This is a genomic window from Nodosilinea sp. LEGE 06152, assembly GCF_015207525.1.
Classification (GTDB): domain Bacteria; phylum Cyanobacteriota; class Cyanobacteriia; order Phormidesmidales; family Phormidesmidaceae; genus Nodosilinea.
In genome coordinates, this window is record NZ_JADEWR010000016.1 from 119,247 (window position 1) to 140,695 (window position 21,449).

Below are 21,449 nucleotides of genomic sequence, written 5' to 3' on the forward strand. Positions count from 1 at the left end.
TCGCAAGCAGCTTTACCGTTAGGCGGCGGCGATCGCCAACAACTGCGGTGCAGAAAAACTCAGGCTTGGCGGCCAAAGGCTTGATCTACCGCCATTATCGACGCAGAACGCAAAGGAGATTTCCCTGATGGCTAATGTTAAGTTTGTTAACGAAGGCAGCGAGATGAACGTTGCCGACGGGGCCAACCTGCGGTTTAAGGCACTAGAAAACCGCATCGACATCTACACCTTTAGCGGCAAGTTGATGAACTGTGGCGGCTATGGCCAGTGCGGCACCTGCGTTGTGGATGTGGTGGCGGGCGGCGAAAATCTTTCGCCCCGAACTCAGGTAGAGGAGCGCAAGTTGAAGAAGTGGCCTGAAAGCTGCCGACTGGCCTGTCAGGCTACGGTGCATGGGCCGGTTTCAGTGGTAACCAAACCCAATCGCAAAGCCAAGGCATCACCTAAGGCCTCTAAAAGTGCCTAGGGATCTACCTGGATAGACCCTCGATAGGCGTGGTTTTGGCTAAAGCCCTGTGTTTCTGGTCGGGCATTCTCATCGGGTAGAGTGATATCCTAAGGTCATCAGAGTTTTTGGTCATTTAGAGCCAATGTTCTGAGGCGACGTTGTTGGGTTGAGAGTAGAGGCAAGCATGGAAGTTAATAAACTTGGTTTTGTAGCCAGCATTCTCTTTGTGCTGGTGCCGACGGTTTTTCTGCTGATTTTGTACATTCAAACGTCCAGTAAGCAAACGGGTTCGTAGCCTGTTGTCAGGTCTGGTTTGTACTGGGTCGCTTAGAGTCAGTGGACCAGCCTCTAGGGGTTAGGTGTAGTCTTGAAGCGCTGGGCTAACCGGCGCTTTTTTTGGTATCTTGGCGGCTTTGAAATCGCGTCCGCAGCCGCGATCGCACAACTCTATCAAACCCATGACGTACTGTTTAGGCATTTTGGTGAAGGAGGGGTTGGTGCTGGCCGCCGACTCGCGCACCAATGCCGGCGTAGACTATATTTCGTCGTACCGCAAACTATTTGAGTTTTCGAAGCCCGGCGATCGCACCCTGTTGCTCTGCACGTCGGGCAATTTGTCAATTACCCAGGCGGTGGTGCAGCAGTTGAGCCAGGACATTAAGTGCGATCGCAAGCCCAATCTGCACAGTCTGCCAACGCTCTACGATGTAGCCCGCTACCTGGGAGATCAAATTCGTGCGCTGCAAAAGGCCGACCGCCCCTGGCTGGAGCAGGACAAAATTGACTTTCGGTGCAGCTTTCTGCTGGGCGGGCAGGTGCAGGGGGAAGCGCCGCAGCTATTTTTGGTCTATAGCCAGGGCAACTGCATTCAGGCCACCCCCGAGACGCCGTTTTTGCAAATCGGCGAAACCAAGTATGGCAAGCCCATTTTAGACAGAACCTTAGGGTTTGATACGCCCCTCGACGCAGTAGCTAAGTGCGCGCTGCTCTCGATTGATTCAACCATGCGATCGAACCTGTCGGTGGGGCCACCCATTCATATGGTGATGTACGAGGCTAACAGCTTTGAGGTTCGCCACCGTGCAAAGTTTCAGGCGGGCGACCCCTACTTAATTAAGATGCGTAAGCATTGGGAGGTGGCCCTGCGGGAGGCATCGTTGACTATGCCCGATATCTCTTGGAACCAGGAGGATGCACTTTCACCCCTGGGCATCGCCGATCTGGGGGATGCCTAGGCTGAGGTTAGAGGGGCGCGAACGGTCAGATCAGTAGTCGAGAACGTTCTCGACTAGGGCGGCGGGAGTAGTTTGCCTGAGCTGAAAGGTAAGGGGCTGGTGAATGGGGGATTGCACCGCGATCGCGGCCCAATAGCCTGCTGTCGGTTGCCACTGATACAGCTGGCCTGGGTGCTGTGGCCAATCGGTAGCGACGCCCGTGGCCGCTAGCGTCGAAGTCGGTGCCGCAGCATCTAGCGTCAGTTCTAGGGTTTGCATCGAGTCGGCAATGCCTAAACCCAGCGCTTTGAGGCAGGCTTCTTTGCCTGTCCAGTAGCGCAGAAAGCGATGGTCGGCCTGGGGATGGCCCAGGGTCAGCACCGTCTTGGCCTCGGTCGGGGTGAGGCAGCGGCGGCACAACCCCGACAGCTGCGTTAGATAGCGCAGTTGCTCCAGGTCAACTCCGATCGCCCTGACGGTTGGTGCCACACTCACTCCGACCAGCAGCCACGTACCGCTGTGGGAAAGATTGAAGGTTAGCGCCTGGCGGTCGGAGGCTCTGGAATGGGGGCTAAAGGCAAGTTCTGGTTTACCGCGCGGCCCGTAGGTAAAACGCAATTTACCGGGAGTTTGTCCGGTGTAGCGGCTGAGCAGGTGGCGTAAGCAGCCCCTGCTGAGGACAAAGCTACGCCGGGCAGCAGGAATACGACGGTGCTGGAGTTGGGCCTGTTCATCGACAGCTAGGACTTTCTCTAAACTCTCCAACACGCTTGTTTCGACCGTATCGGTCGCAATGAGCCAGAGGTCAATGACAGCGGAGTTGGGAGCAGAGGGCGGCTCTTGGTCTGGCTCGGGCATGGATGGGGGAGGGGCGATCGCGAGAGAAGAACCTAGCGCTATTGTGCAGCAAGCTGGGCATCCTGGGCACAGCCCCGCTGTCATCGCCCTATGCCACCCAAGCCCTTTGCCAATGCCCCAGGCGACCATGCTGCCTTGAGGCCGTCTGGCCCCAGCCCCGAGGGGGCCACACAGGTCTGCATTTTAGGCGGTGGATTTGGTGGGCTGTACTGCGCGCTGGCCCTACACCAGCGCTTGGGCAAAGCGTCTCGGCTACGCATTACGCTGGTGGAGCCGCGCGATCGCTTCAACTTCACGCCGCTGCTCTACGAACTGCTGACCCACGAGCTGGCTCCCTGGGAGATCGCCCCCGCCTACCGCGACTTGCTGCGGCACACCGCCGTTGACCTGCGCCAGGACTGGGCCGAGCACATCGACTTAGCCCAGCAAACCGTTATTCTGCGCCACGGTGAACCTATTACCTACGACTATCTGGTGGTGGCCCTGGGCAGCCAAATGCGACCCCCCGCTACCCCCGGCAGTCAGACCCACACGCTGCCGTTCAACACCCTACAGGATGCCGAACAGCTGGAGCGGCGGCTCGGTGAACTCGATCATTTGCCTAAGGTAAGGGTAGTGGTGGCCGGAGCTGGCCCCAGCGGTGTCGAACTGGCTTGCAAACTGAGCGATCGCTTGAGCAGCCGGGGCCACGTCACGATAGTTGATCGCCGGGGTGAAATTCTGCGATCGTACCCAGAGCGCGTTCAGCGGGCGGCAGCGCGTGCCTTGGCCAAACGAGGGGTAGAGGTGTATCTGAATGCCGCCATTACAGCGGTAGAGGACAGCGGGCTGACCTTTCGCTACGAGGATAAAACCCGCCACTGCCAGGCCGAGCTAATGCTCTGGACGGTCGGCACGGTACCGCGATCGTGGCTAGGGAAAAATGACCTCAAACAGACCGCCTTTGGCCAGTGCCAAGTGGAGCCTACCCTGCAGCTACCCAACCACAACAACGTGTTTGTGCTGGGAGATATGGCGGCCATGCCTGCCCCCAAACGGGACCGCGCCCCTACTACCGCTCAAGCCGCCTACCAAGCCGGCCCTGCGGTCGCCCAAAACGTGCTGGCCCTGATCGCTAATCGGCCCCTCAAACCCTTCGTCTACAACCACCTGGGCGACATGCTCACCCTCGGCCAGGGGGAAGCCGTGGTCTGTGGATTTGGGCTATGCATCACGGGGCAACTGGGTGGCCTGTCGCGGCGCTGGGCCTACTGGCTGCGGCTGCCCACCCACACCCATCGTTGGCGAGTGCTCAAGCACTGGCTGGGGTTTAAGCCCTAGCACCCCGAAGCCTGTGATGTTTGCTGGTTCAAACCCCACAGCCTGGCCTTCAAGCCAGTTATAAAACTGAACCTCCCGCCTGCCAGGGCCATAACTGGGGTTGGTCTAATAGATGGGTAATGATTTTCCTATCTTTTGGAGAATGTTCATGATTCCTTGGCTGCGGACAGTGGGCTTTGGTTTAGGTTTAGTGGCAGCTAGCAGCCTGTGGACTGTAGCCCAGGCGAGCCCTGCTCAGGAGGCTGTAGAACCGTCTCCCCTGATTCAGGTAGACGATGTGCAACTCGAAGATGGTCAGGTTAACGGTGTAATGGATGAGCCGACGGCTGAAATTCTGACGGAGGTCATGCCCATCTCCGCAGCGGACAGCTCGGATCCCGCCGCTGAAGCACCGATCGAAGCACTGGCGGCAGAGGTTACTCCAGTGCCCACGGAGGTTTTGGAGAATCTCTCCCCAGGGCAGATTGAGGCGATCGCAACCATTATCTCAACCGCAGAAGCGTCAGCCAGTACTGGCACCATGGCCAATCTGCCCACCGAAGTACTGGCCCAGCTTGACACTCTAGCGGGCCTTGAGCAGCCGGTGGGCCGCAGACGCTGGTTGCCCACGAGTTTGGTCAGACGCCTGCGCCTGCCCCAAATGATTGCATCCTTAGTCAGACAGCCCAAAAACACGGCCTTGGTCATGCTGGGCAACCACATTGTGGTCGTCAACCCCGCAACAGGTGCCGTCCTAGGGGCTGTGCTGTCGGCTCTGTAGCGACAAATAGCCGCTGCCCAGACAGGAAGCAGCAGGTTGACAACCTTGCGCGAAGAGTGCATTTGAACTATTCTGCTGGTGTTGTCAACTCTGCTGGTGAAGGACGATGAGCGACGAAAATCCAAGCATCCTTTCCCATGTTTCCGTAGGCACCAACGACTTCGATCGCGCCGTAGCCTTCTACGATCGCGTGCTGCCCAGCCTAGGATGCCAGCGCATTATGGAGCACCCCGGGGCTGTTGCCTACGGCAAGATCTATCCTGAGTTTTGGGTGCAGACCCCCATCAATGGACAGCTCGCTACGGTGGGCAACGGCACCCACGTCGGGTTTGTTGCCCCCACCAAAGCATCAGTCCAGGCCTTCTATGAGGCCGCGATCGCAGCCGGTGCCCAACCCGATGGCCCCCCTGGTCCTCGCCCCGACTACGGCGAACCTTACTACGGCTGCTTTGTGCGCGACCCCGATGGCCACAAAATCGAGGCCTCCTATTGGGATATGGCCCTGATTCAGGAGCTATACGGCGACTCTGCGCAACCGTAGAAAGCCACTCCAGAGATCCACGTCTGCTGATGGCGAGAGTTGGGCGATCGGGACTGGCGGGATTCCAGCCAGAAGCATCTTGGCCACCAGAATGCAAGCGATCGGGGTGGCTAAGTGTAGTATCCGAAGTTAGCTCTTGAATCGACTTTAGGTGGCCACGGGTTCTTTCAGCTCAAACTTGAGCTTGGCCCGCTTAAAGGGTTCAGGAATTTCTACCGGATATTTACCCGTAAAGCACGCTGAGCAGAAGCTATCGGGGTCTTGGTAGGTGGTCTCTAGCATGCCCTCCCAACTCAGATAGGCCAGCGAATCGACATCGATCTGCTGGGCAATCTCCTCCAAGGATTTGGTGGCGGCAATCAGCTGATCTTGGTTGTCGGTATCAATGCCGTAGAAGCAGGGATGGGTGACCGGCGGCGACGAAATCCGCATGTGCACCTCGATCGCGCCCGCATCGCGCAGCGCCTGCACAATTTTGCGGCTGGTGGTGCCCCGCACAATGGAGTCATCCACAATTAGCACTCGCTTGCCCTCCAGCACATCTTTGAGGGGGTTGAGCTTCATGCGAATGCCCACCTCCCGCATCGACTGGGTGGGCTGAATAAACGTGCGCCCTACATAACGGTTCTTGATCAGCCCTTCAGCGTAAGGAATTTTAGACTGCTGCGAAAAACCGATCGCGGCAGGCACCCCCGAGTCGGGCACCGCCATAATCAAATCGACATCGGCGGGGGCTTCTTTGGCCAGCTGATGGCCTAGGCGGCGGCGGTAGCTGTAAAGGCTCTCGCCGTTGACAATGCTATCGGGCCGAGAGAAGTAGATCATCTCAAACACGCAGAGCTTGCGCTGGGTAGCCTCAGCCCACTGGCGGGAGATCAGACCTTCGGGGGTAATCCACACCAGCTCGCCCGGCTCAATGTCGCGCACATAGGTGGCCCCAATGATATCGAGGGCACAGGTTTCTGAAGCCAATACGTAGTGGGCAGGCTGACCTACCTCAGGAATGTCGTGATCGAGCACTCCCAGCACCAGCGGCCGAATACCCTGCTGGTCGCGAGCCCCAAGCACACCATTGGGAGTGCCAATCACCAGGCTGAAAGCCCCATAGCAGCGGTTAAAAGCGGTTTCTGCAGCGCTGACCCAGTCGGCTCCATCGTTAACGGCCTCAGCTAGGGCAAACGCAATCATCTCGGAGTCAGTGGTGGTAGCCAGGTCGTGGTTGCGCTCTAGCAGTTCTTCGCGCAGGTCGGCAGCGTTGACCAAGTTGCCGTTGTGGGCCAGGGCCAGATTGCCCAAGCGAGTGGGCACAACGGCGGGCTGTGCGTTGCACACGTGGCTAGACCCCGTGGTGGAGTAGCGGGTGTGGCCCACCGCAATGTGGCCCGTCAGGTCTTTGAGAATGTGGTCGTCAAACACCTGCGACACCAGACCCATGTGCTTGTAGCAGTGGCTACCCGACGCATCAAAGGTGGCAATACCAGCGGATTCTTGGCCCCGGTGCTGCAGGGCAAACAGGCCAAAATAGGCCAGCCGAGCCACTTCTTCATCGGGGGCATAGAGGCCAAAGATACCGCAGGCTTCTTCCGGCTTGTCGGGACGATCTTGATCGGACCCAGAGACCTGGCGGGACTCAAAAGACTCGTCGAGGAAAGATTTAGAGGGGAACGTCATGGGTGGTGCAGAGTGGCTTTAGGAACGCAATGGCAAACGAGCAGAACGTCTCAACACATTTGGCTGCCGCATTTTGCCTTCAATGCGAGCCCAGCTACATCATAGGGTGAGGGCTTTCGGAGTGGTATTAGAAACTACCGAACACCTCAACCTGTTTAATAGTTCCTTAACATAGGACCGATCATAACACCTGCAGTTTCCCCGTAGGGGGGATAGTGAATGGGCAAAATCTGAGGTTGGCGAAGATACGGCAACGGGGCAGCGCCCGGAACGTTGGGGTGATGCATAGGGTGCTGCCAAGCATTCATGGCCTTCCTAATAATGCGACCAGGGTTAAGCTGTTGCCTCAGCCCCCGCCAGCCGCTGCTCAATGGCAGTGCTCCAGGTCTGAGCCAGGGCACTGACGGCGTCGGTGATTAGGGTTTGATTGTCTTGGGTGGCCAAGGTTAAGGTTTCCCCCTGCACTGTGCCCAACCGCTGCCAGGAACCAGCCAGGCGATCGCCCAAATAAGCCTCCCAATCGGCCTGATGATCGGGGCTGATCGAAACCACAATTCTGGCTCCGCCTTCGCCAAACAGCAGCCGATCCCACCGCTGGTCGAGCTGATCTGTCGCTACGGCAAGCTGTATTACCGCTCCTCGCTGGCCGCTGATGGAGGATTCTGCCAGGGCTACCGCCAGCCCGCCCTCGGCACAGTCGTGGGCCGATCGCACCCAGCCTTGGGTAATACCGTGGCGACAGACGGCCTGCACCTGCTTTTCTAGCGCCATATCAATGACGGGGGGGTGACCAGTAGCTGCACCGTGGATGGTGGCCAGATACTCCGAGCCACCCAGGGTGACCAGGGGTTGGCCGTCTAGGGCCGCCGCTGCCGTTTGCTCAACAGAGACGCCTAGCAAATAGATCACGTCCCCGTCCTGCTGCCAGCCCTGGCCACAGGTGAGACTGAGGTTATCAATCAGGCCGACCATGCCGACCACGGGGGTGGGGTAGATAGGCTGGGGGTTACCCTGGTTGTCTACGGTCTCGTTGTAGAGCGAGACGTTGCCGCCGGTCACCGGGGTTTCAAACTCGCGGCAGGCATCGGCCAACCCTCGGCAGGCTTCGGCTAGTTGCCAGTAGCCCACCGGCTTTTCAGGGCTGCCAAAGTTGAGGTTATCGGTGACCGCTAGGGGCAGCGCGCCCACGCAACTCAGGTTGCGGGCGGCTTCGGCCACGGCGGCTTTGGCTCCTTCGTAGGGGCTAAGGTACACATAGCGGGCGTTGCAGTCTACGGTGGCGGCTAGCCCACGGGCCACAGCACCCGGCTGATACTCCGGCACCGACTCCAGCGGACGCAGGCGAATGACGGCGGCGTCGCCCTGACCGGGGCACTGCACGGTGTTGTTTTGCACCTGGTGGTCGTACTGGCGGTAGACCCAGTTTTTAGATGCGATCGTGGGCTGGCCCAAAAGTTTGTGGAGTACCTCAGTCCAGGGGGTATTCCTTGAACCGGAAAGCGCGATACCTGATCCAGAGCAGGCAGGCAGGCTGTCTTCGCTCCAGGCCCAAGCCTTTTGGGCATAGTCAGGCGGTTCGCTCAGCAATTCTCGGTGGTAAATCGGCGTGTTTTCAGCCAGAGCCAGGGCGGGAATTTCAGCGGCAATGTCGCCTTTAAACAGAATCCGCACGATCGGGTCTTCGATCACCCTGCCAGCCACCACCGCATGGAGGCCCCAGCGCTCAAAGATTTCGATTACCTCGGCTTCGCGGCCCTTAGCAACCACAAACAGCATCCGCTCCTGGGATTCTGACAGCAGGTATTCGTAGGGCACCATACCGGTTTCCCGCACCGGAATCAGGTCGAGATCGAGTTCGATGCCGACGCCCCCCTTGGCAGCCATTTCAGCGGTAGAGCAGGTGAGGCCCGCTGCTCCCATGTCCTGGGCAGCGACGATCGCCCCCGTCTTAAACGCTTCTAGACAGGCTTCCACCAAAGATTTTTCTAGGAAAGGGTCGCCCACTTGAACGGCGGGGCGGTCTTGCTCAGACTCATCAGTTAGCTCAGCGCTGGCAAAGCTGGCCCCGCCCATGCCGTCACGCCCCGTCGTTGAGCCCACGTATACCACCGGGTTACCCAGGCCCGCCGCCCCAGATTTAACGATGTCCTCGGTTTCCATAATGCCGATCGCCATTGCGTTGACCAGCGGGTTGCCGTTGTAGGCGGCATCAAAATACACTTCCCCACCCACGGTGGGTACCCCAAAGCAGTTGCCGTAGTGGGCAATGCCCGACACCACCCCCTGGCACAGGCGGCGGGTGCGGCTGTCGGCCAGATCGCCAAACCGTAGGGAGTTGAGCACCGCGATCGGGCGCGCGCCCATGGTGAAAATATCTCGCAAAATGCCGCCGACCCCGGTGGCGGCCCCCTGGAACGGCTCTACCGCTGAAGGATGGTTGTGGGACTCGATTTTGAAGGCCACCCGCAGACCGTTCCCCGCGTCGATCACGCCTGCGTTTTCCCCTGGCCCCACCAGCACCCGTGGCCCCTCGGTGGGAAACTGCTTGAGCAGGGGGCGCGAGTTCTTGTAGCAGCAGTGCTCTGACCACATCACCCCAAACATGCCCAGCTCGGCGCGGTTGGGGTGGCGACCCAGGCGCTGCACAATGTCGTCGTACTCCTCGGGCTTGATGCCTTCGGAGGCGATTTCTGCGGGGCTAAAAGGAGCGGTAGAGAAGGCTGTCATGCTGGGAGGGGGGAAGTTGCCTACCGATCTTAGCCCTAAGTTGTCGTTTGGAGAGGGCCAGGGGCGAGATGGGTGGAACGAGAGGCCCCAGCCGGTCGGGTTGACCTCCATTTGGCTCAGTCAGTTCTGCCTCAGCCGTACCTAGCCCTCTACTCGCAGTCCGCGAACTCTGGCCGATACTGCACTAAGCCCCAGCAGTGTTCCAAAGCCCCAGGTGCCAACTCCAGCACCTGAAACGCGCCCTCGGGCACCCTGTACTCGCACCGCAATCCCTTCTCTGCGGCAGGGATGAAGCCAAACCGGATGTAGAACTGCGGGTTGCCCAGCACCACCACAGATTTAGCCCCCCTTTGGCGACACTGTTCTACTCCCTGGAGCGTGAGCTGTGTGCCGATGCCCTGGCGCTGGTGATCTGGCAGTACCGCGATCGGTCCCAGGCCCAAAAATAGCTGGCGATCGGCATCGACGCCTTCTAGGGTGACTGGACTAAAGAAGATGTGGCCGACGATCGCATCTCCTTCTACCGCCACCAGAGACAGCGTTTGGGGCAGCCCCCGCAGCCGAGCGACTAATTCAGCCTCATGGTCGCGGCCAAAGGCGATCGCATTGACTTGATAGACTGCGGCCTGATCCTCAGGTTGCTCAAGTCGAATGGTCATTCGCGTGGCCTTGGGCGCGGCGGGGTGAGCGGTGGGGGTTCAAGCGTAATTAGCCAGGAAGGTATTTAAGTCAGTGAAGGTACCAGCCCAGGTGGTGAAAGGATCTTCATAGCCTTTCATCTCCACGGTGAAGCGCTTAAAGCACTGGTCGCTAAGGCCAGCTTCTTGGAGATACTTGTAGGTGGTTTCGCCCATGGCAATGTCGAGACCCAGCTGTTTGGTGGCCGACTCAAGGCGAAAAGCGGCGTTGACAGTGTCGCCCAGGGCGGTGTAGTCGGGGCGATCGCTGCTGCCGGTATTACCCACCATGGCATGGCCGGTGTTGATGCCAGCCCCGATTCGGAGCGGAAAGGGCAGCGGAAACTGCTGGTGGAGCTGCCCCGTCATAGCAGCCAGGGTGCTAACGGCCTGTAAAATTTGCAGCATACTGGCGTCATCGGTCCCTTCTGAACCGTGGATCCATACCGCCATAACGGCGTCGCCAATATACTTATCGACCCAGCTCCCGTACTGGCCAATAATTTCTCCAGCCCGACGAAACCAGGTACCAATTGCCTCGGAGTGAATTTTTTCGTCGGTTTGGCGAGTCATGATGGTGAAGTCGCGAATATCGACTACCACCACCGAGATCAGCTGCCGCACATGGAGCATGGCCGTAGCGGTAGCATCGCTGCGGCGAGCAAGGCCCAGGCTGATATCAGCGGCCAGAGACCCATCAATGGGCGAGTAAAACCGCAGCTCGGTTTGGCCAAAGGTGAGCAAATCACCGTCGTGCAGAATAACGGGAACGCTAACTCGCCGCCCGTTGACAAAGGTGCCGTTGCGGCTGCCCAGATCAATTAAATAAAATTTGCCGTTATCGGTGCCCTGAAACATGGCGTGGTTGCGGGAAATCCACCGATCGGGCAGCACAAAATTGTTGTCGTCGCCGCGACCAACAGTCCAGTAGTTGCCACCTATCAAGGACAGCTGGCGATCGCCGGAGCCAGTTTTAAGCGCAAGGTAGGGGCCAGAAGAAGTAGTCACGTCAGTATGATAAGGGCGCAGACTGAAATCGATTGGGCGCGATCGCACAACGCTCGAACAGCGATCGCAGCAGACAACCCCAAAATATCCCTAAGCTGCCACTATTATGCCAGAGATGCAAACTTATCACGCCGACTAGGCCAGAGCCGCCGTCAGAAAAAACAAACCATCCACAATCAGCGTGCTAAATACGGCTCCACCAAAGGCCCACCAGGCCAGCTGCCGAGAGGTGGCCAGCGCGATCGCCGTAGCCACCAGCAAAAACAGCACCAGCACAATGGCCCGACAGGCCGCCACATCGGTTTGCAGCGTAGCGCTAGCCGCCCGCAGCACCAGAGGGGCCAGGTCAGGGCTCGTCAGCATCAGCTGCCGCCAGCTGGGAAACAAATGCATCCAGTTGATGTAGAGGTCGGTAACGGCCGTACCCAGCAGCGAACCCAGGAAAAAATAGCTGCCTACCCGCCCCCAGCCCTGGCGCAGACAGACCAGCGCAATTGGCAAACCCAGCGCCTCAATCGGCAGATGAGCGACCGGTTCCCAGCGAAACCAGCCCCAGTACAGCGAACCAGTTAGCCAAATCCAGCCGAACCCAACAATCAGGTCACCCCAGAGGTGCCACCGGGTGCGCTGCATTAGCCAAGTCCCCAGCCCCAGCCATAAGGGGGTCATAGCCAGACTGACCCAGGGAAAGTAGCGCACCAGGGGAGCCTGCACAAAAACCGGCAAAATCACTAGAGCCAGGGCCGCCCCGAACACCTGGAGCTGCGTCGTAGATTGCACCATCCAGCGCCGCACCTGGGTTAACCACGGCAGCGCTGTTTTGACTGATCCGGAAGTATAGGAAAGACTCAATGGAATTCTGAGTGTTTGGTTAATCATTGTTAACATAACATGCCCCAGGGGGGCATCGCTCGGCCCTGGGGTAGATTAGTCAACTATTAATGTTGTCTTCAGGTTCATGATTAGCTGCAATGCAGGTTAAGCCTGTAAAAAGAAGCGCTACGGCAGGGAAGTTAACCAGTCCAACCCCATACAATACGTAACAGTAGTCTATGGTTTTGTTGAGCCAGACGGCTGATCGAGTTACTTTAGTGTACTTATTTTAAGAAAAAGCTCCAAGGTGCGCTCAAGCGGTTCTGCTGTGGCTTCCACTGCTAGTTGCGGCTTTGCCCTAAAAACCCTAGGGACGAGCAGACTTTAGCCTGTGAAGGGGCAACGTATATAACGTCTAATGATTATGGTTGCGCACTATGACTAATCTACTATTCGGTTTGCCTCCCCTGACGGGCCTGGCGGTTCAGCTAGCTCAGGTCAATGGCGCTATTGATAACCCAACCAGCGTGCCTGCAATGCAGGACATGAACCTGTTTCAGGCCATTGTGGTTGGTATTGTGCAGGGGCTGACCGAGTTTTTGCCGATCAGCAGCACGGCCCACGTCAAGATGGTGCCCGTGGTGCTGGGGTGGGGAGATCCGGGGGTGGCCTTTACCGCCGTGATTCAGCTGGGCAGCATTGCGGCTATTCTTTATTACTTTTGGGATGACCTGCGCCAGGTGACCGTAGGCATGGTCAAAGCTACGATGACGCAGCAATTTAGTTCCCCAGAATTTCGCCTGGGGCTGGGCATCTTGCTGGGCACCATCCCCATCGTGGTGGGCGGACTCATAATTAAGGTCTTTATCCCTGACTTTGATAACTCGCCCTTGCGAAATGCGTCTACCATCGCCGTGGTGTCTATTATCATGGCGCTAGTGTTAGCCGGGGCAGAAGTTGTGAGCCGCCGCAAGCGCACCTTTGAGTCGCTAACCCTGATGGACGGCGTAACCATGGGCTTTGCCCAAGCTCTGTCGTTGGTTCCGGGCGTGTCGCGATCGGGTTCTACCCTAACGGCGGGGCTATTTATGGGGTTGGAGCGCGCTACAGCGGCCCGATTTTCGTTTTTGCTAGGGGTGCCTGCGATTACTCTGGCTGGGCTAGTGGAACTCAAGGGGTTGTTAGAAACGGGTTTTGACTCTATTGGCCTGGTTCCGCTGTTGGGTGGAACTATAGCGGCGGTGGTCTCCTCTTACCTAGCCATTTTTTGGCTGCTACAGTTTCTCAAGCAGCACAGTACCTGGGTCTTTGTGTGGTATCGCCTGGCCTTTGGTGCAGCTATTTTGCTGGCCTTAGCAACTGGAAAAATGCAAAACATCTAAGATAGGGGAGCACATTTTGCTCGTCTAAGGCCTGATTAGCTATGGCTGCTTTGGCAATCCGCCCTGCCTGCATTACCGGCGTACTGCCTGGCTCTATTGCCGAGGAGATTGGTTTTGAGCCAGGTGATGCCCTGGTGGCTATTAACGGCCAGAAGCCACGCGACTTAATTGACTACCGCTTTCTCTGCGCCGACGAAGATTTGGCCCTAGAAGTGCTGGACAGGCGCGGCAAAACCCACCACATCGATATTGAAAAGGATATCGATGAAGACCTGGGGTTGGAATTTGAAACCGCTCTTTTTGACGGGCTGATGCAGTGCAACAACGCCTGCCCCTTCTGTTTTATTGACCAGCAGCCCCCCGGCAAGCGAGGCACCCTTTATCTAAAAGACGACGACTACCGGCTGAGTTTTCTCTACGGCAGCTACCTGACCCTTACCAACCTGCTGCCTCAGGAGTGGAATCGCATTGCCCAACTGCGGCTGTCGCCCCTGTACGTGTCGGTGCATGCAACGGAGCCAGAGGTGCGATCGCGCCTGCTGAAAAACGCTAGAGCGGGGCAGATTCTCGATCAGCTGGCCTGGTTTCAGGAGCAGCGGCTGCAAATTCACGCCCAGGTGGTGGTCTGCCCCGGCATTAACGATGGCGACCACCTAGAAACCACGCTGCGCGATCTGGCTAAATTTCACAGCGGGGATACTCCGGCGGTAGCCTCAGCGGCGGTGGTACCCGTGGGCCTGACCCGGTTTCGGCCCCAGGATGACGAGCTAACCCCAGTCACCCAGGCTCAGGCCCGGCAGGTAATTGCCCGGGTGCAGGCATTTCAGAACGAGTTTCAGCGGTCGTTTGGCACAAACTTTGTTTGGCTGGCCGACGAGTGGTTTTTGATTGCCCAGCAGCCCGTGCCCGCTGAGAGCCACTACGAAGACTATCCCCAGATAGGCAATGGCGTAGGGTCAATTCGTCAGTTTCTCAAAGCCTTTGAGCAGTCAGCGGAGGACTACCTGCCCGAAGCCGTGAATCCACCCCGAACACTGACCTGGGTGGTGGGCAATGCCGTAGAGCACGCTTTTCAGCCCATTGTCGAGCGCCTCAACCAGGTTCAGGGGCTAACCGTGCACCTGGCGGCGCTGGCCAGTGATTACTGGGGCCGTGACCTGACTGTCACCGGGTTGCTCACCGGCCACGATCTCCTGCTGGGGCTGCAGCATCGTGCTTTGGGGGATGCCCTGCTGCTGCCGACCGTCATGCTCAAGCCCAGTGACTCTGGGGATGCCAAAGACACCCTGTTTTTAGACGACACGAGCGTAGCGACCGTGAGCCAGCGGCTCAACTGTCCAGTACTGCCGGTGGATGACACCAATGCCCTGGTCAGGGCCTGCTGCGGCGAGATGCCCGCGCCCCAATTTGCCGATTTGCGGCCTGCTGTCGGGTATTGGACGCCGTCCTGATTGTACTAAACCGTTTAGTTTGCTAAGCTATGGTCGGGAAAATTCTACGGTTGAGCCTTCTGCCTGACGAGGTAAGTTTAGCTCTGCCTGAGGTTGTAGATTGCCGGGGGGTAGCTAAAGTGGTCCCCGATGCCGATATGCTAAAAAGCTGAGGCAGAAACTCTCGTTTTTCCCGGTTGGTGGTTCGTTTTCGCTACTGATAGCCCTTGGTGTCTATGCTTTACTCCTATCGCCGCTGCCTGATACCCCTAAGCTTAGGCATTACGCTCTCTGGCTGGTCTGTTGCGGGGCTAGCTGCCCCTGATTCTGTGACCAATGATGACGAGGCTGCCGGGGCGGCGATCGCCCAGGTAGAGCTTGAAGCTCCAGCAGAAACCGATTTACTTATGCCTGAGCAGGCCGTACCCGCTGACCCAGCGATGGGCCTAGAGCCAGGGGAGGAGGCTGTTCCCCTATCGGTTGACGGGGACGAAAGCATAGGGCTCGATTCGAGTCAAACCGGCCTGCCTTTACCCCAGTCCGATCGCCCCACTGACGAAGGGTTTGAAGCTCCACCCGACTATCTGGTGCCCGAAGCCAACCCCCTGCTGGTGCCCACTCGCCCCGAGGAGGTCGAGATTGTGGGTACCCAACCCCTATCCCTCGAAACCGCCATCGAGCTAGCCTACCGCAACAGTGAGGAGCTGCGCATTGCCCTGCTGCAGCTGGAGCGGAGCCAGGCCGGGCTGCGGGCCGAGCGAGCCTCGCTGTACCCAACCGTCGATCTCAGCGGAGGTGTGCAAACCGAAAACCAATCTTCCTCAGGGGGTGGAAGTCAGTTTGGCGGCGGTGGCGGCGATGTCACGACCACCACGGCCTCGGGCACCCTCAGAACCGACTACGACCTGGGCCTTTCGGGGGAGCGATCGGCGCGAATTTCAGCGGCAGAGCGGCAGGTGCGTCTCTCTGAACTCCAGCTGGAGCAAACCCGCGAAGACTTGCGGCTCAACACCACTACCGACTACTACGCCGTGCAGGAGGCGATTGAGCAAATTCGCATCAACCAGGCCTTCTTAGAGGAGGCCGAGCGCAACCTGCGCGACAGCCAGCTGCGCGAAGAGGTCGGGGTCGGCACTCGCTTTGACGTACTGCGGGCTGAGGTGCAGGTGGCTAACGCCCGTCAAACCCTGACCCAGGCCGCTAGCCAGCGCCAAATTTCCCAGCGGCAGCTGGCCCGACGGCTCAATGTGTCCCCTTCTATCGATCTCACCACTCTGGTGGTCAATATTGCGGGCGCTTGGCCGCTTTCGCTGGAGGAAAGCATTGTGCTGGCCTTTCAGAATCGAGCTGAGCTAGAGCAGTTTTTGGTTGAGCGGGAGTTTAACGACGCCCAACGTCGGGTCAGTCTATCCGCTGTTCGCCCCAATTTGGGGGTATTTGGTCAGTATGGCGTACAGAGCATACTTGGTTCGTCCACAGGCGCATCCTCCAGGATAGGAGATGGGTTTTCGCTAGGGGCACAGCTGAGCTGGCGACTCTTTGATGCCGGTGCAGCTAGAGCCAGGGCAAACCAGAACGAGCTGGATATTCAAACCGACGAGTCAGAGTTCGAGAGTGCCCGCAACGATATTCGCATTCAGGTTGAAGAGGCCTACTACACCCTGGTGGCTAACCAGGCCAACATCGACACGGCTTCGGTGGCGGTCAACCAGGCTGAGGAGGCTTTAGAACTGGCTACCCTGCGATTTAATGCCGGGGTAGGTACCCAGCTCGACGTGCTTACGGCCACCCGAGAGTTAGCCGAGGCGGAGGGCAATTTGGTGACCGCCGTACTCGACTACAACCGCGCCCTCGCTCGTCTAGAGCGGGCAGTAAGCAACCTGGGCACTTCCGATGGTGGGCTTTAGGAGAGAAGCCTTTGCGACGGCCTATGACTGCTCTACATATTGAGGCGAGTCACCTGCAGGCGATCGCCCAGGCGGTTACCGCTAGCTACCCCCACGAAGGCTGTGGTCTGCTGCTGGGGCGGCGGGTGTTTGCAGCCGAGGAAGATACAGAGGAAACCTATCGAGCGGTGGCAGACGTCGTGCCCCTGGCCAATGCCTGGGAACCCTCGCTGCTAGACTACACCGATGCCCAGCGTGGGGAGCAGGGTCAGAGCCAGCGCGATCGCTACTGGATTGACCCCGCCGACCTGCTAGCGGTACAGCGATCGGCCCGAGAGCAGGGGCTAGAGATCATTGGTGTTTATCACTCCCACCCCGACCACCCAGCGGTGCCTTCAGAGTGCGATCGCGCCCTGGCCTGGCCGGTCTATTCTTACCTGATAGTGTCGGTCGGGCAGGGTGAGGCCACCGACCTCAAAAGCTGGCGGCTTGATGATCAAGACCAGTTTCGACCAGAGCCTGTAAAGATGATCGGATCACCTACTAACAAAGCCCCATTCTTGTCCTAAGCTGAGATGATGTTAGAAACGGTCGTGCCCCAGACCGTTTTTTGTGTTTAACCGCCACAGTTTTTCTGCCGAGGCCATGCTCAACCCAAACCTGGACGACATTCAGCTCACTAAAGAGGAGTACGAGCGCTACTCCCGCCACATTATTCTGCCGGAGGTGGGCCTCGACGGGCAGAAAAAGCTCAAGGTCGCCAGCGTGCTCTGCGTGGGCACCGGGGGTCTGGGGTCGCCGCTGCTGCTGTACTTAGCCGCCGCGGGCATTGGCCGCATTGGCATCGTCGATTTTGACACGGTTGACCAGTCCAACCTGCACCGCCAGGTGATCCACAGCGAGTCGTGGGTGGGTAAGCCCAAAATCGAGTCGGCCAAGAGCCGCATTCTCGAAATCAACCCCCACTGCCAGGTCGACCTCTACGAAACCCGCCTCAGCGCCGAGAACGCCCTGGGCATTTTTGAACCCTACGACGTGGTGGTTGACGGCACCGACAACTTCCCCACCCGCTACCTGGTCAACGACGCCTGCGTGCTGTTGGGCAAGCCCAACGTCTACGGCTCAATCTTTCGCTTCGAGGGTCAGGCCACGGTGTTCAACTACCAGGATGGCCCCAACTACCGCGACCTCTACCCCGAGCCGCCGCCGCCGGGGCTGGTGCCCTCCTGCGCCGAAGGCGGTGTGCTGGGCGTTCTGCCTGGCATCATCGGCGTAATTCAGGCCAACGAGACCATTAAGGTGATTTTGGGCACGGGCAACACCCTCAGCGGTCGCCTGCTGCTCTACAACGCCCTAGAGATGACCTTTCGGGAGCTAAAACTGCGCCCCAACCCGGTGCGGCCAGTAATCGAAAAGCTGATCGACTACGACGAGTTTTGCGGCATTCCCCAAGCGCGTATGGAGGCAGAGAAAGAGTTGGCCGACATTTCTGAAATGACCGTAACCGAGCTCAAGCAGGTGCTGGAGAGCGGCGACGACAACGTGCTGCTGCTCGACGTGCGCAACCCCAACGAGTACGAGATCGCCCGCATTCCCGGCTCGGTGCTGGTGCCCCTGCCCGACATTGAAAATGGCGACGGGGTGGACAAAGTGAAAAGCCTGGCCAATGGCCATCGGCTGATTGTGCACTGCAAGATGGGCGGGCGTTCGGCCAAGGCCCTGGGCATTCTCAAGCAGCACGGCATTGAGGGCACCAACGTGAAAGGCGGTATCACCGCCTGGAGCAAAGAGGTAGACCCCTCTGTACCTGAGTACTAAACCGTAGCATTGCCTACCATTAATCGGTCGGGCTACGCGATCGCTCGCCAACATAAGAGGCCCCGGTGGAGAGGTTTCCACCGGGGCCTTCTGTACAGCAGGAGCATTCAACCCTGCCAATCCATTAGGCTAAAGACACCCACGCATGATGCCGTGGCTCAATTTTTGATCGCTAATTCCAGCCACGACGGTCACCCTGCTGCTGATCAGCATCGCCTTTCTGCGATTCTCCTACGCCAGAGCGCTGTCCCAGTCTTCGCCACAGGCGTCTAGTTTTTCCTGAAGCGCCCTGGCCAAACTAACACTCACCGCGTTGAGTGGAACTGTCAAAATCGAGAAAAAGACCGCCTGGCTGAAGCAGCACAACGAGGAGTAGAGGCAGAACGAGTGGAGGGAGATCGAAGAGATGCGGCAGAAGAACAGGCGGCAAGTATCGCGACACACTGGTATAGCCAGCTCTGGCTGCTCGCCTTCAATCACGACTCAAGTGATTCGTTGGGCCCGACAGTTGTTATCATCGAGCACGGGTTTCTTGGGAGATGGGGCAATGGCACTGGGGTTTAAGCGTGGGCTGGGCTGGGCGATCGCGGCTTTGGCCTTTACCACTCAACCGGGTTGGGCACTGCCGGGTCAAACGGTAACCCTAACCGAGTCGTGGATCCGCAACAATCCTACTCTCAAGCCTGGCCCCAACGAGCGGCTAGCGATTAACCGTCTGGTTGCCCCAGGGCAGCGGTTCACCTTTCAGGCGTCGGTGTTTCCGATTAGCGGTGTGGTGCCCAACCCCGATCGCCGCCAGATTCGCTCCGAGCGCTTTAGTTTGGTTGACCACGCCAACCCAATTGACGGCGATCGCTTAGACGAGTCGCTGCGGGCCATCTACGGCCAGGAGATCTTCAACGACTACCGCCAGGGGTCAGTGTTGCTGCGCTATCCAGAGCGGGGCCGCCGTCCAGCGCCAACCGACAACCCCAACCTATTCCTACGGGGCGAAGTGCGCGAAGGCGAGCGGTTCGCCTACTGGCAGGAGATTACCTACGATCGCGCCGGTAACGCCTACCTAGGCCGCATGGCCGTGTTTCTCAAGGAGGACATCCCCGCGCTCCAGGCCCAGCTCAGTCCTTGAGGCGGCAACAAGCGGTGATGACAAGCTAGGTATGGAGACAGATGGTGGCCAAAGGCAGCACCGCCGCCACCAGCCAGGCTACACGCTTTAACCCTAAAGCTTGGTCAAGCTTAGGAGCTGGAGCCAATAGCGCATTCACCCGTTGTTCCAAACGGCTGAGCGACAAAGATTCATTAAACCCTGCGCAGGCATCAAAGCCAGTCCCAAACTCTAGGGGCTGCACAGCCAGGGGCATCTGGCGAGCCAGTTTTACGAGCAGTTCTGCCAGTACCAGGGGATCGCTGCTGGTTGCCGCCTGCTGGTCAGCCCGAATTTCTCGCAGCAGCAGCAGGTCTTCCCACAGCGCTGTAGTGTTGGGTAGCCAGAAGCCAAAGCGTCGAAGCAGACCCAGCCAAAAGAACCACAGCGGGTCATGAAAGTCGGCGTGGGCCTGTTCGTGGGCCAGCATCGCCTTCTGCTCAGGGGCAGTGAGCTGATCGAGCCAGCCCTGGCTCACCAGCAGCGACGATCGCCACAGCCCGACCTGAGCAGCCATGGGTGTATCCATGGGTACGCAGCGGGCGGCTTCTCCCTCGGGCAGGGTGATAGTTGGGTAATGCCGCAGCCGCCAATGCGCTATTAGGGTGCGCCCCAGCGAGTAAACCAGCCCGATGCCAAACCAGAAAAGCACTCCCAGGCTAACCCAGCACCCCGCCGGGCTGACCGACCAGCCCATCATCGTGCCGTGGTGCCCCATGGAGAGTACCGCCCCAGCTACCAGTAAAACCATCAGAGGCGGCAGGCAAAAATGGCTAAGGGCAGATTCCCAGCGGACCTGCCAGGCTGAGTCTGGCGATCGCCCAGGCGAGCTTTGCCACTGCCACCGCCAGACCACCGCTAGCAGAATCGTGAGCAAAATCAGGCTGCTGTGCATTAGGCGTCCTCCTGCTTAGCGTCGCGCAGGGTGCGCAACCGATCGGCGATCGCATCGAGCTTGTCGAGGGCGGCAACATCGAGACTGTCGGCAAAGGCAGCCACAATGTCGGGGCTGCCGATGGCCAAAAAGCTTTGCAGCTGCTGGTGGGCTGTCAAGAGCCTGGCGTCCTGTTGCGAAACGGTGGGTTGCCAACAATAAACCTGTCGCAGTTTTCCTGCGCCCTCTCGCTGAACGGTCTCTCGCCGCAGCCAGCCTTTTTTGGCCAACCGCTGTAGCACCGTAGTCACTGAGGCCTGGGTCAGATCGCGATCGGGGTCGGCCAAAATGTGGTCGTGAATCTCTTTGACCGTAGCGCCTCCCTTGGCCCAAATAATGGCCAAAATTTCGGCCTCCAGCGGGCCGAGGGAAAGCTGATGGGGACGGTGGCGGGGCAGGGGGGACATGGAGAGGGTGAGGGGATGAGAATAGGTTTTAGTTTAGGGGATGGAACGGAACGCCGCTAGACGGCGGGTTTGTGGTTCGTAATATTTGACGGGCTGTCTGTTGATTGCAAAAGCTACTACCTAGACAATCCTTTAAGAAAGGATGCTGCGTTGCAAATAGTGATGATAACCATCGCTTTAGCATTGGCGGCAATGCGGCTGCGCGATAGAGATATTGCCGTTGTCGCAACTCCCGTGCTCAGCCAGGCCGAGCAGGGTTGGTAAGTTCAAATTTCCGGCGTTGCATAATTGAGAGATGAGTTAGGGTGATCTGCGATGCAATGTCCAGAATGTGGAGCCACTCACATCCGTAAGAATGGCAAGCGGAAAGGTAAACAAAACCACATCTGTGTAGCCTGCGGTCGTCAGTTT

At 58.5% G+C, this 21,449-nt stretch carries 20 protein-coding genes and 1 pseudogene; 13 read left to right on the forward strand and 8 right to left on the reverse strand.

Going from position 1 to position 21,449, the window contains the following annotated elements; all coding sequences use genetic code 11:
- Window positions 1-127 precede the first annotated feature (127 nt).
- The 3 genes from IQ265_RS20730 to IQ265_RS20740 all read left to right on the forward strand — a co-directional run bounded on the left by IQ265_RS20730 (window position 128) and on the right by IQ265_RS20740 (window position 1,683).
- Entirely contained in the window at window positions 128-466 is a 339-nt protein-coding gene (locus IQ265_RS20730) for a 2Fe-2S iron-sulfur cluster-binding protein (protein ID WP_194057099.1), read from the forward strand.
- A 166-nt stretch (window positions 467-632) separates the two neighbouring features.
- On the forward strand, window positions 633-743 hold the full coding sequence (gene psbM, locus IQ265_RS20735; protein ID WP_017300174.1) for a photosystem II reaction center protein PsbM: 111 nt from the start codon (window positions 633-635) through the stop codon (window positions 741-743).
- A gap of 163 nt (window positions 744-906) precedes the next feature.
- Window positions 907-1,683, forward strand: a complete 777-nt coding sequence (locus IQ265_RS20740; protein ID WP_194057101.1) for a proteasome-type protease — start codon at window positions 907-909, stop codon at window positions 1,681-1,683.
- Window positions 1,684-1,713: 30 nt separating this feature from the next.
- Here IQ265_RS20740 and IQ265_RS20745 read toward each other — a convergent pair whose 3' ends face one another.
- On the reverse strand, window positions 1,714-2,520 hold the full coding sequence (locus IQ265_RS20745) for a 4'-phosphopantetheinyl transferase superfamily protein (RefSeq protein WP_194057103.1): 807 nt from the start codon (window positions 2,518-2,520) through the stop codon (window positions 1,714-1,716).
- Window positions 2,521-2,610: 90 nt separating this feature from the next.
- Here IQ265_RS20745 and IQ265_RS20750 point away from each other — a divergent pair, with 90 nt between their 5' ends.
- From IQ265_RS20750 to IQ265_RS20760, 3 genes are all read left to right on the forward strand, one after another.
- Entirely contained in the window at window positions 2,611-3,840 is a 1,230-nt protein-coding gene (locus IQ265_RS20750; RefSeq protein ID WP_194057105.1) for an NAD(P)/FAD-dependent oxidoreductase, read from the forward strand.
- A gap of 148 nt (window positions 3,841-3,988) precedes the next feature.
- Window positions 3,989-4,600: a hypothetical protein gene (locus tag IQ265_RS20755; protein WP_194057107.1), complete on the forward strand. Its 612-nt coding sequence runs from the start codon at window positions 3,989-3,991 to the stop codon at window positions 4,598-4,600.
- A gap of 106 nt (window positions 4,601-4,706) precedes the next feature.
- Window positions 4,707-5,141, forward strand: coding sequence for a VOC family protein (locus IQ265_RS20760; RefSeq protein ID WP_194057109.1), 435 nt, complete (start codon window positions 4,707-4,709; stop codon window positions 5,139-5,141).
- Window positions 5,142-5,288: 147 nt separating this feature from the next.
- Here the strand turns inward: IQ265_RS20760 and purF are convergent, their stop codons facing one another.
- The 5 genes from purF to IQ265_RS20785 all read right to left on the reverse strand — a co-directional run bounded on the left by purF (window position 5,289) and on the right by IQ265_RS20785 (window position 12,007).
- On the reverse strand, window positions 5,289-6,812 hold the full coding sequence (purF, locus tag IQ265_RS20765; protein ID WP_194057111.1) for an amidophosphoribosyltransferase: 1,524 nt from the start codon (window positions 6,810-6,812) through the stop codon (window positions 5,289-5,291).
- 333 nt (window positions 6,813-7,145) lie between these two features.
- The gene (gene purL, locus IQ265_RS20770) at window positions 7,146-9,539 is read right to left on the reverse strand and encodes a phosphoribosylformylglycinamidine synthase subunit PurL (RefSeq protein ID WP_194057113.1); all 2,394 of its coding nucleotides are present in this window, start codon (window positions 9,537-9,539) and stop codon (window positions 7,146-7,148) included.
- A 149-nt stretch (window positions 9,540-9,688) separates the two neighbouring features.
- Window positions 9,689-10,198 carry an N-acetyltransferase gene (locus tag IQ265_RS20775; RefSeq protein ID WP_194057115.1) on the reverse strand — a complete coding sequence of 170 codons (510 nt, stop codon included), beginning with the start codon at window positions 10,196-10,198 and terminating at the stop codon, window positions 9,689-9,691.
- 39 nt (window positions 10,199-10,237) lie between these two features.
- Complete coding sequence (locus IQ265_RS20780) at window positions 10,238-11,224, reverse strand: adenylate/guanylate cyclase domain-containing protein (RefSeq protein ID WP_194057117.1); 987 nt, start codon at window positions 11,222-11,224, stop codon at window positions 10,238-10,240.
- A 135-nt stretch (window positions 11,225-11,359) separates the two neighbouring features.
- Window positions 11,360-12,007: a DUF3120 domain-containing protein gene (locus tag IQ265_RS20785; RefSeq protein WP_228038227.1), complete on the reverse strand. Its 648-nt coding sequence runs from the start codon at window positions 12,005-12,007 to the stop codon at window positions 11,360-11,362.
- 575 nt (window positions 12,008-12,582) lie between these two features.
- Here IQ265_RS20785 and IQ265_RS20790 point away from each other — a divergent pair.
- The 6 genes from IQ265_RS20790 to IQ265_RS20815 all read left to right on the forward strand — a co-directional run bounded on the left by IQ265_RS20790 (window position 12,583) and on the right by IQ265_RS20815 (window position 19,679).
- A complete protein-coding gene (locus tag IQ265_RS20790; RefSeq protein WP_194057158.1) occupies window positions 12,583-13,419 on the forward strand; it encodes an undecaprenyl-diphosphate phosphatase in 837 nt (278 codons plus the stop codon).
- 41 nt (window positions 13,420-13,460) lie between these two features.
- Complete coding sequence (locus IQ265_RS20795; protein WP_194057119.1) at window positions 13,461-14,870, forward strand: TIGR03279 family radical SAM protein; 1,410 nt, start codon at window positions 13,461-13,463, stop codon at window positions 14,868-14,870.
- A 308-nt stretch (window positions 14,871-15,178) separates the two neighbouring features.
- Entirely contained in the window at window positions 15,179-16,756 is a 1,578-nt protein-coding gene (locus IQ265_RS20800; protein ID WP_194057121.1) for a TolC family protein, read from the forward strand.
- 23 nt (window positions 16,757-16,779) lie between these two features.
- Complete coding sequence (locus IQ265_RS20805) at window positions 16,780-17,304, forward strand: M67 family metallopeptidase (protein ID WP_194057123.1); 525 nt, start codon at window positions 16,780-16,782, stop codon at window positions 17,302-17,304.
- Between the two features lie 76 nt (window positions 17,305-17,380).
- Complete coding sequence (gene moeB / locus IQ265_RS20810) at window positions 17,381-18,553, forward strand: molybdopterin-synthase adenylyltransferase MoeB (RefSeq protein WP_194057125.1); 1,173 nt, start codon at window positions 17,381-17,383, stop codon at window positions 18,551-18,553.
- A 547-nt stretch (window positions 18,554-19,100) separates the two neighbouring features.
- Window positions 19,101-19,679 (forward strand): hypothetical protein, encoded by a 579-nt coding sequence (locus IQ265_RS20815; protein WP_194057127.1) that lies wholly within the window; start codon window positions 19,101-19,103, stop codon window positions 19,677-19,679.
- A 25-nt stretch (window positions 19,680-19,704) separates the two neighbouring features.
- Here the strand turns inward: IQ265_RS20815 and IQ265_RS20820 are convergent, their stop codons facing one another.
- Both IQ265_RS20820 and IQ265_RS20825 read right to left on the reverse strand, forming a co-directional pair.
- Window positions 19,705-20,592 (reverse strand): M56 family metallopeptidase, encoded by an 888-nt coding sequence (locus IQ265_RS20820; RefSeq protein ID WP_194057129.1) that lies wholly within the window; start codon window positions 20,590-20,592, stop codon window positions 19,705-19,707.
- Window positions 20,592-21,038 (reverse strand): BlaI/MecI/CopY family transcriptional regulator, encoded by a 447-nt coding sequence (locus IQ265_RS20825; protein WP_194057131.1) that lies wholly within the window; start codon window positions 21,036-21,038, stop codon window positions 20,592-20,594. Before IQ265_RS20825 ends, IQ265_RS20820 begins: the two co-directional genes overlap by 1 nt.
- A 315-nt stretch (window positions 21,039-21,353) precedes the next feature.
- Between IQ265_RS20825 and IQ265_RS20830 the strand changes: the two are divergent.
- A pseudogene (locus tag IQ265_RS20830) lies at window positions 21,354-21,449 on the forward strand (IS1 family transposase); the annotation flags it as partial.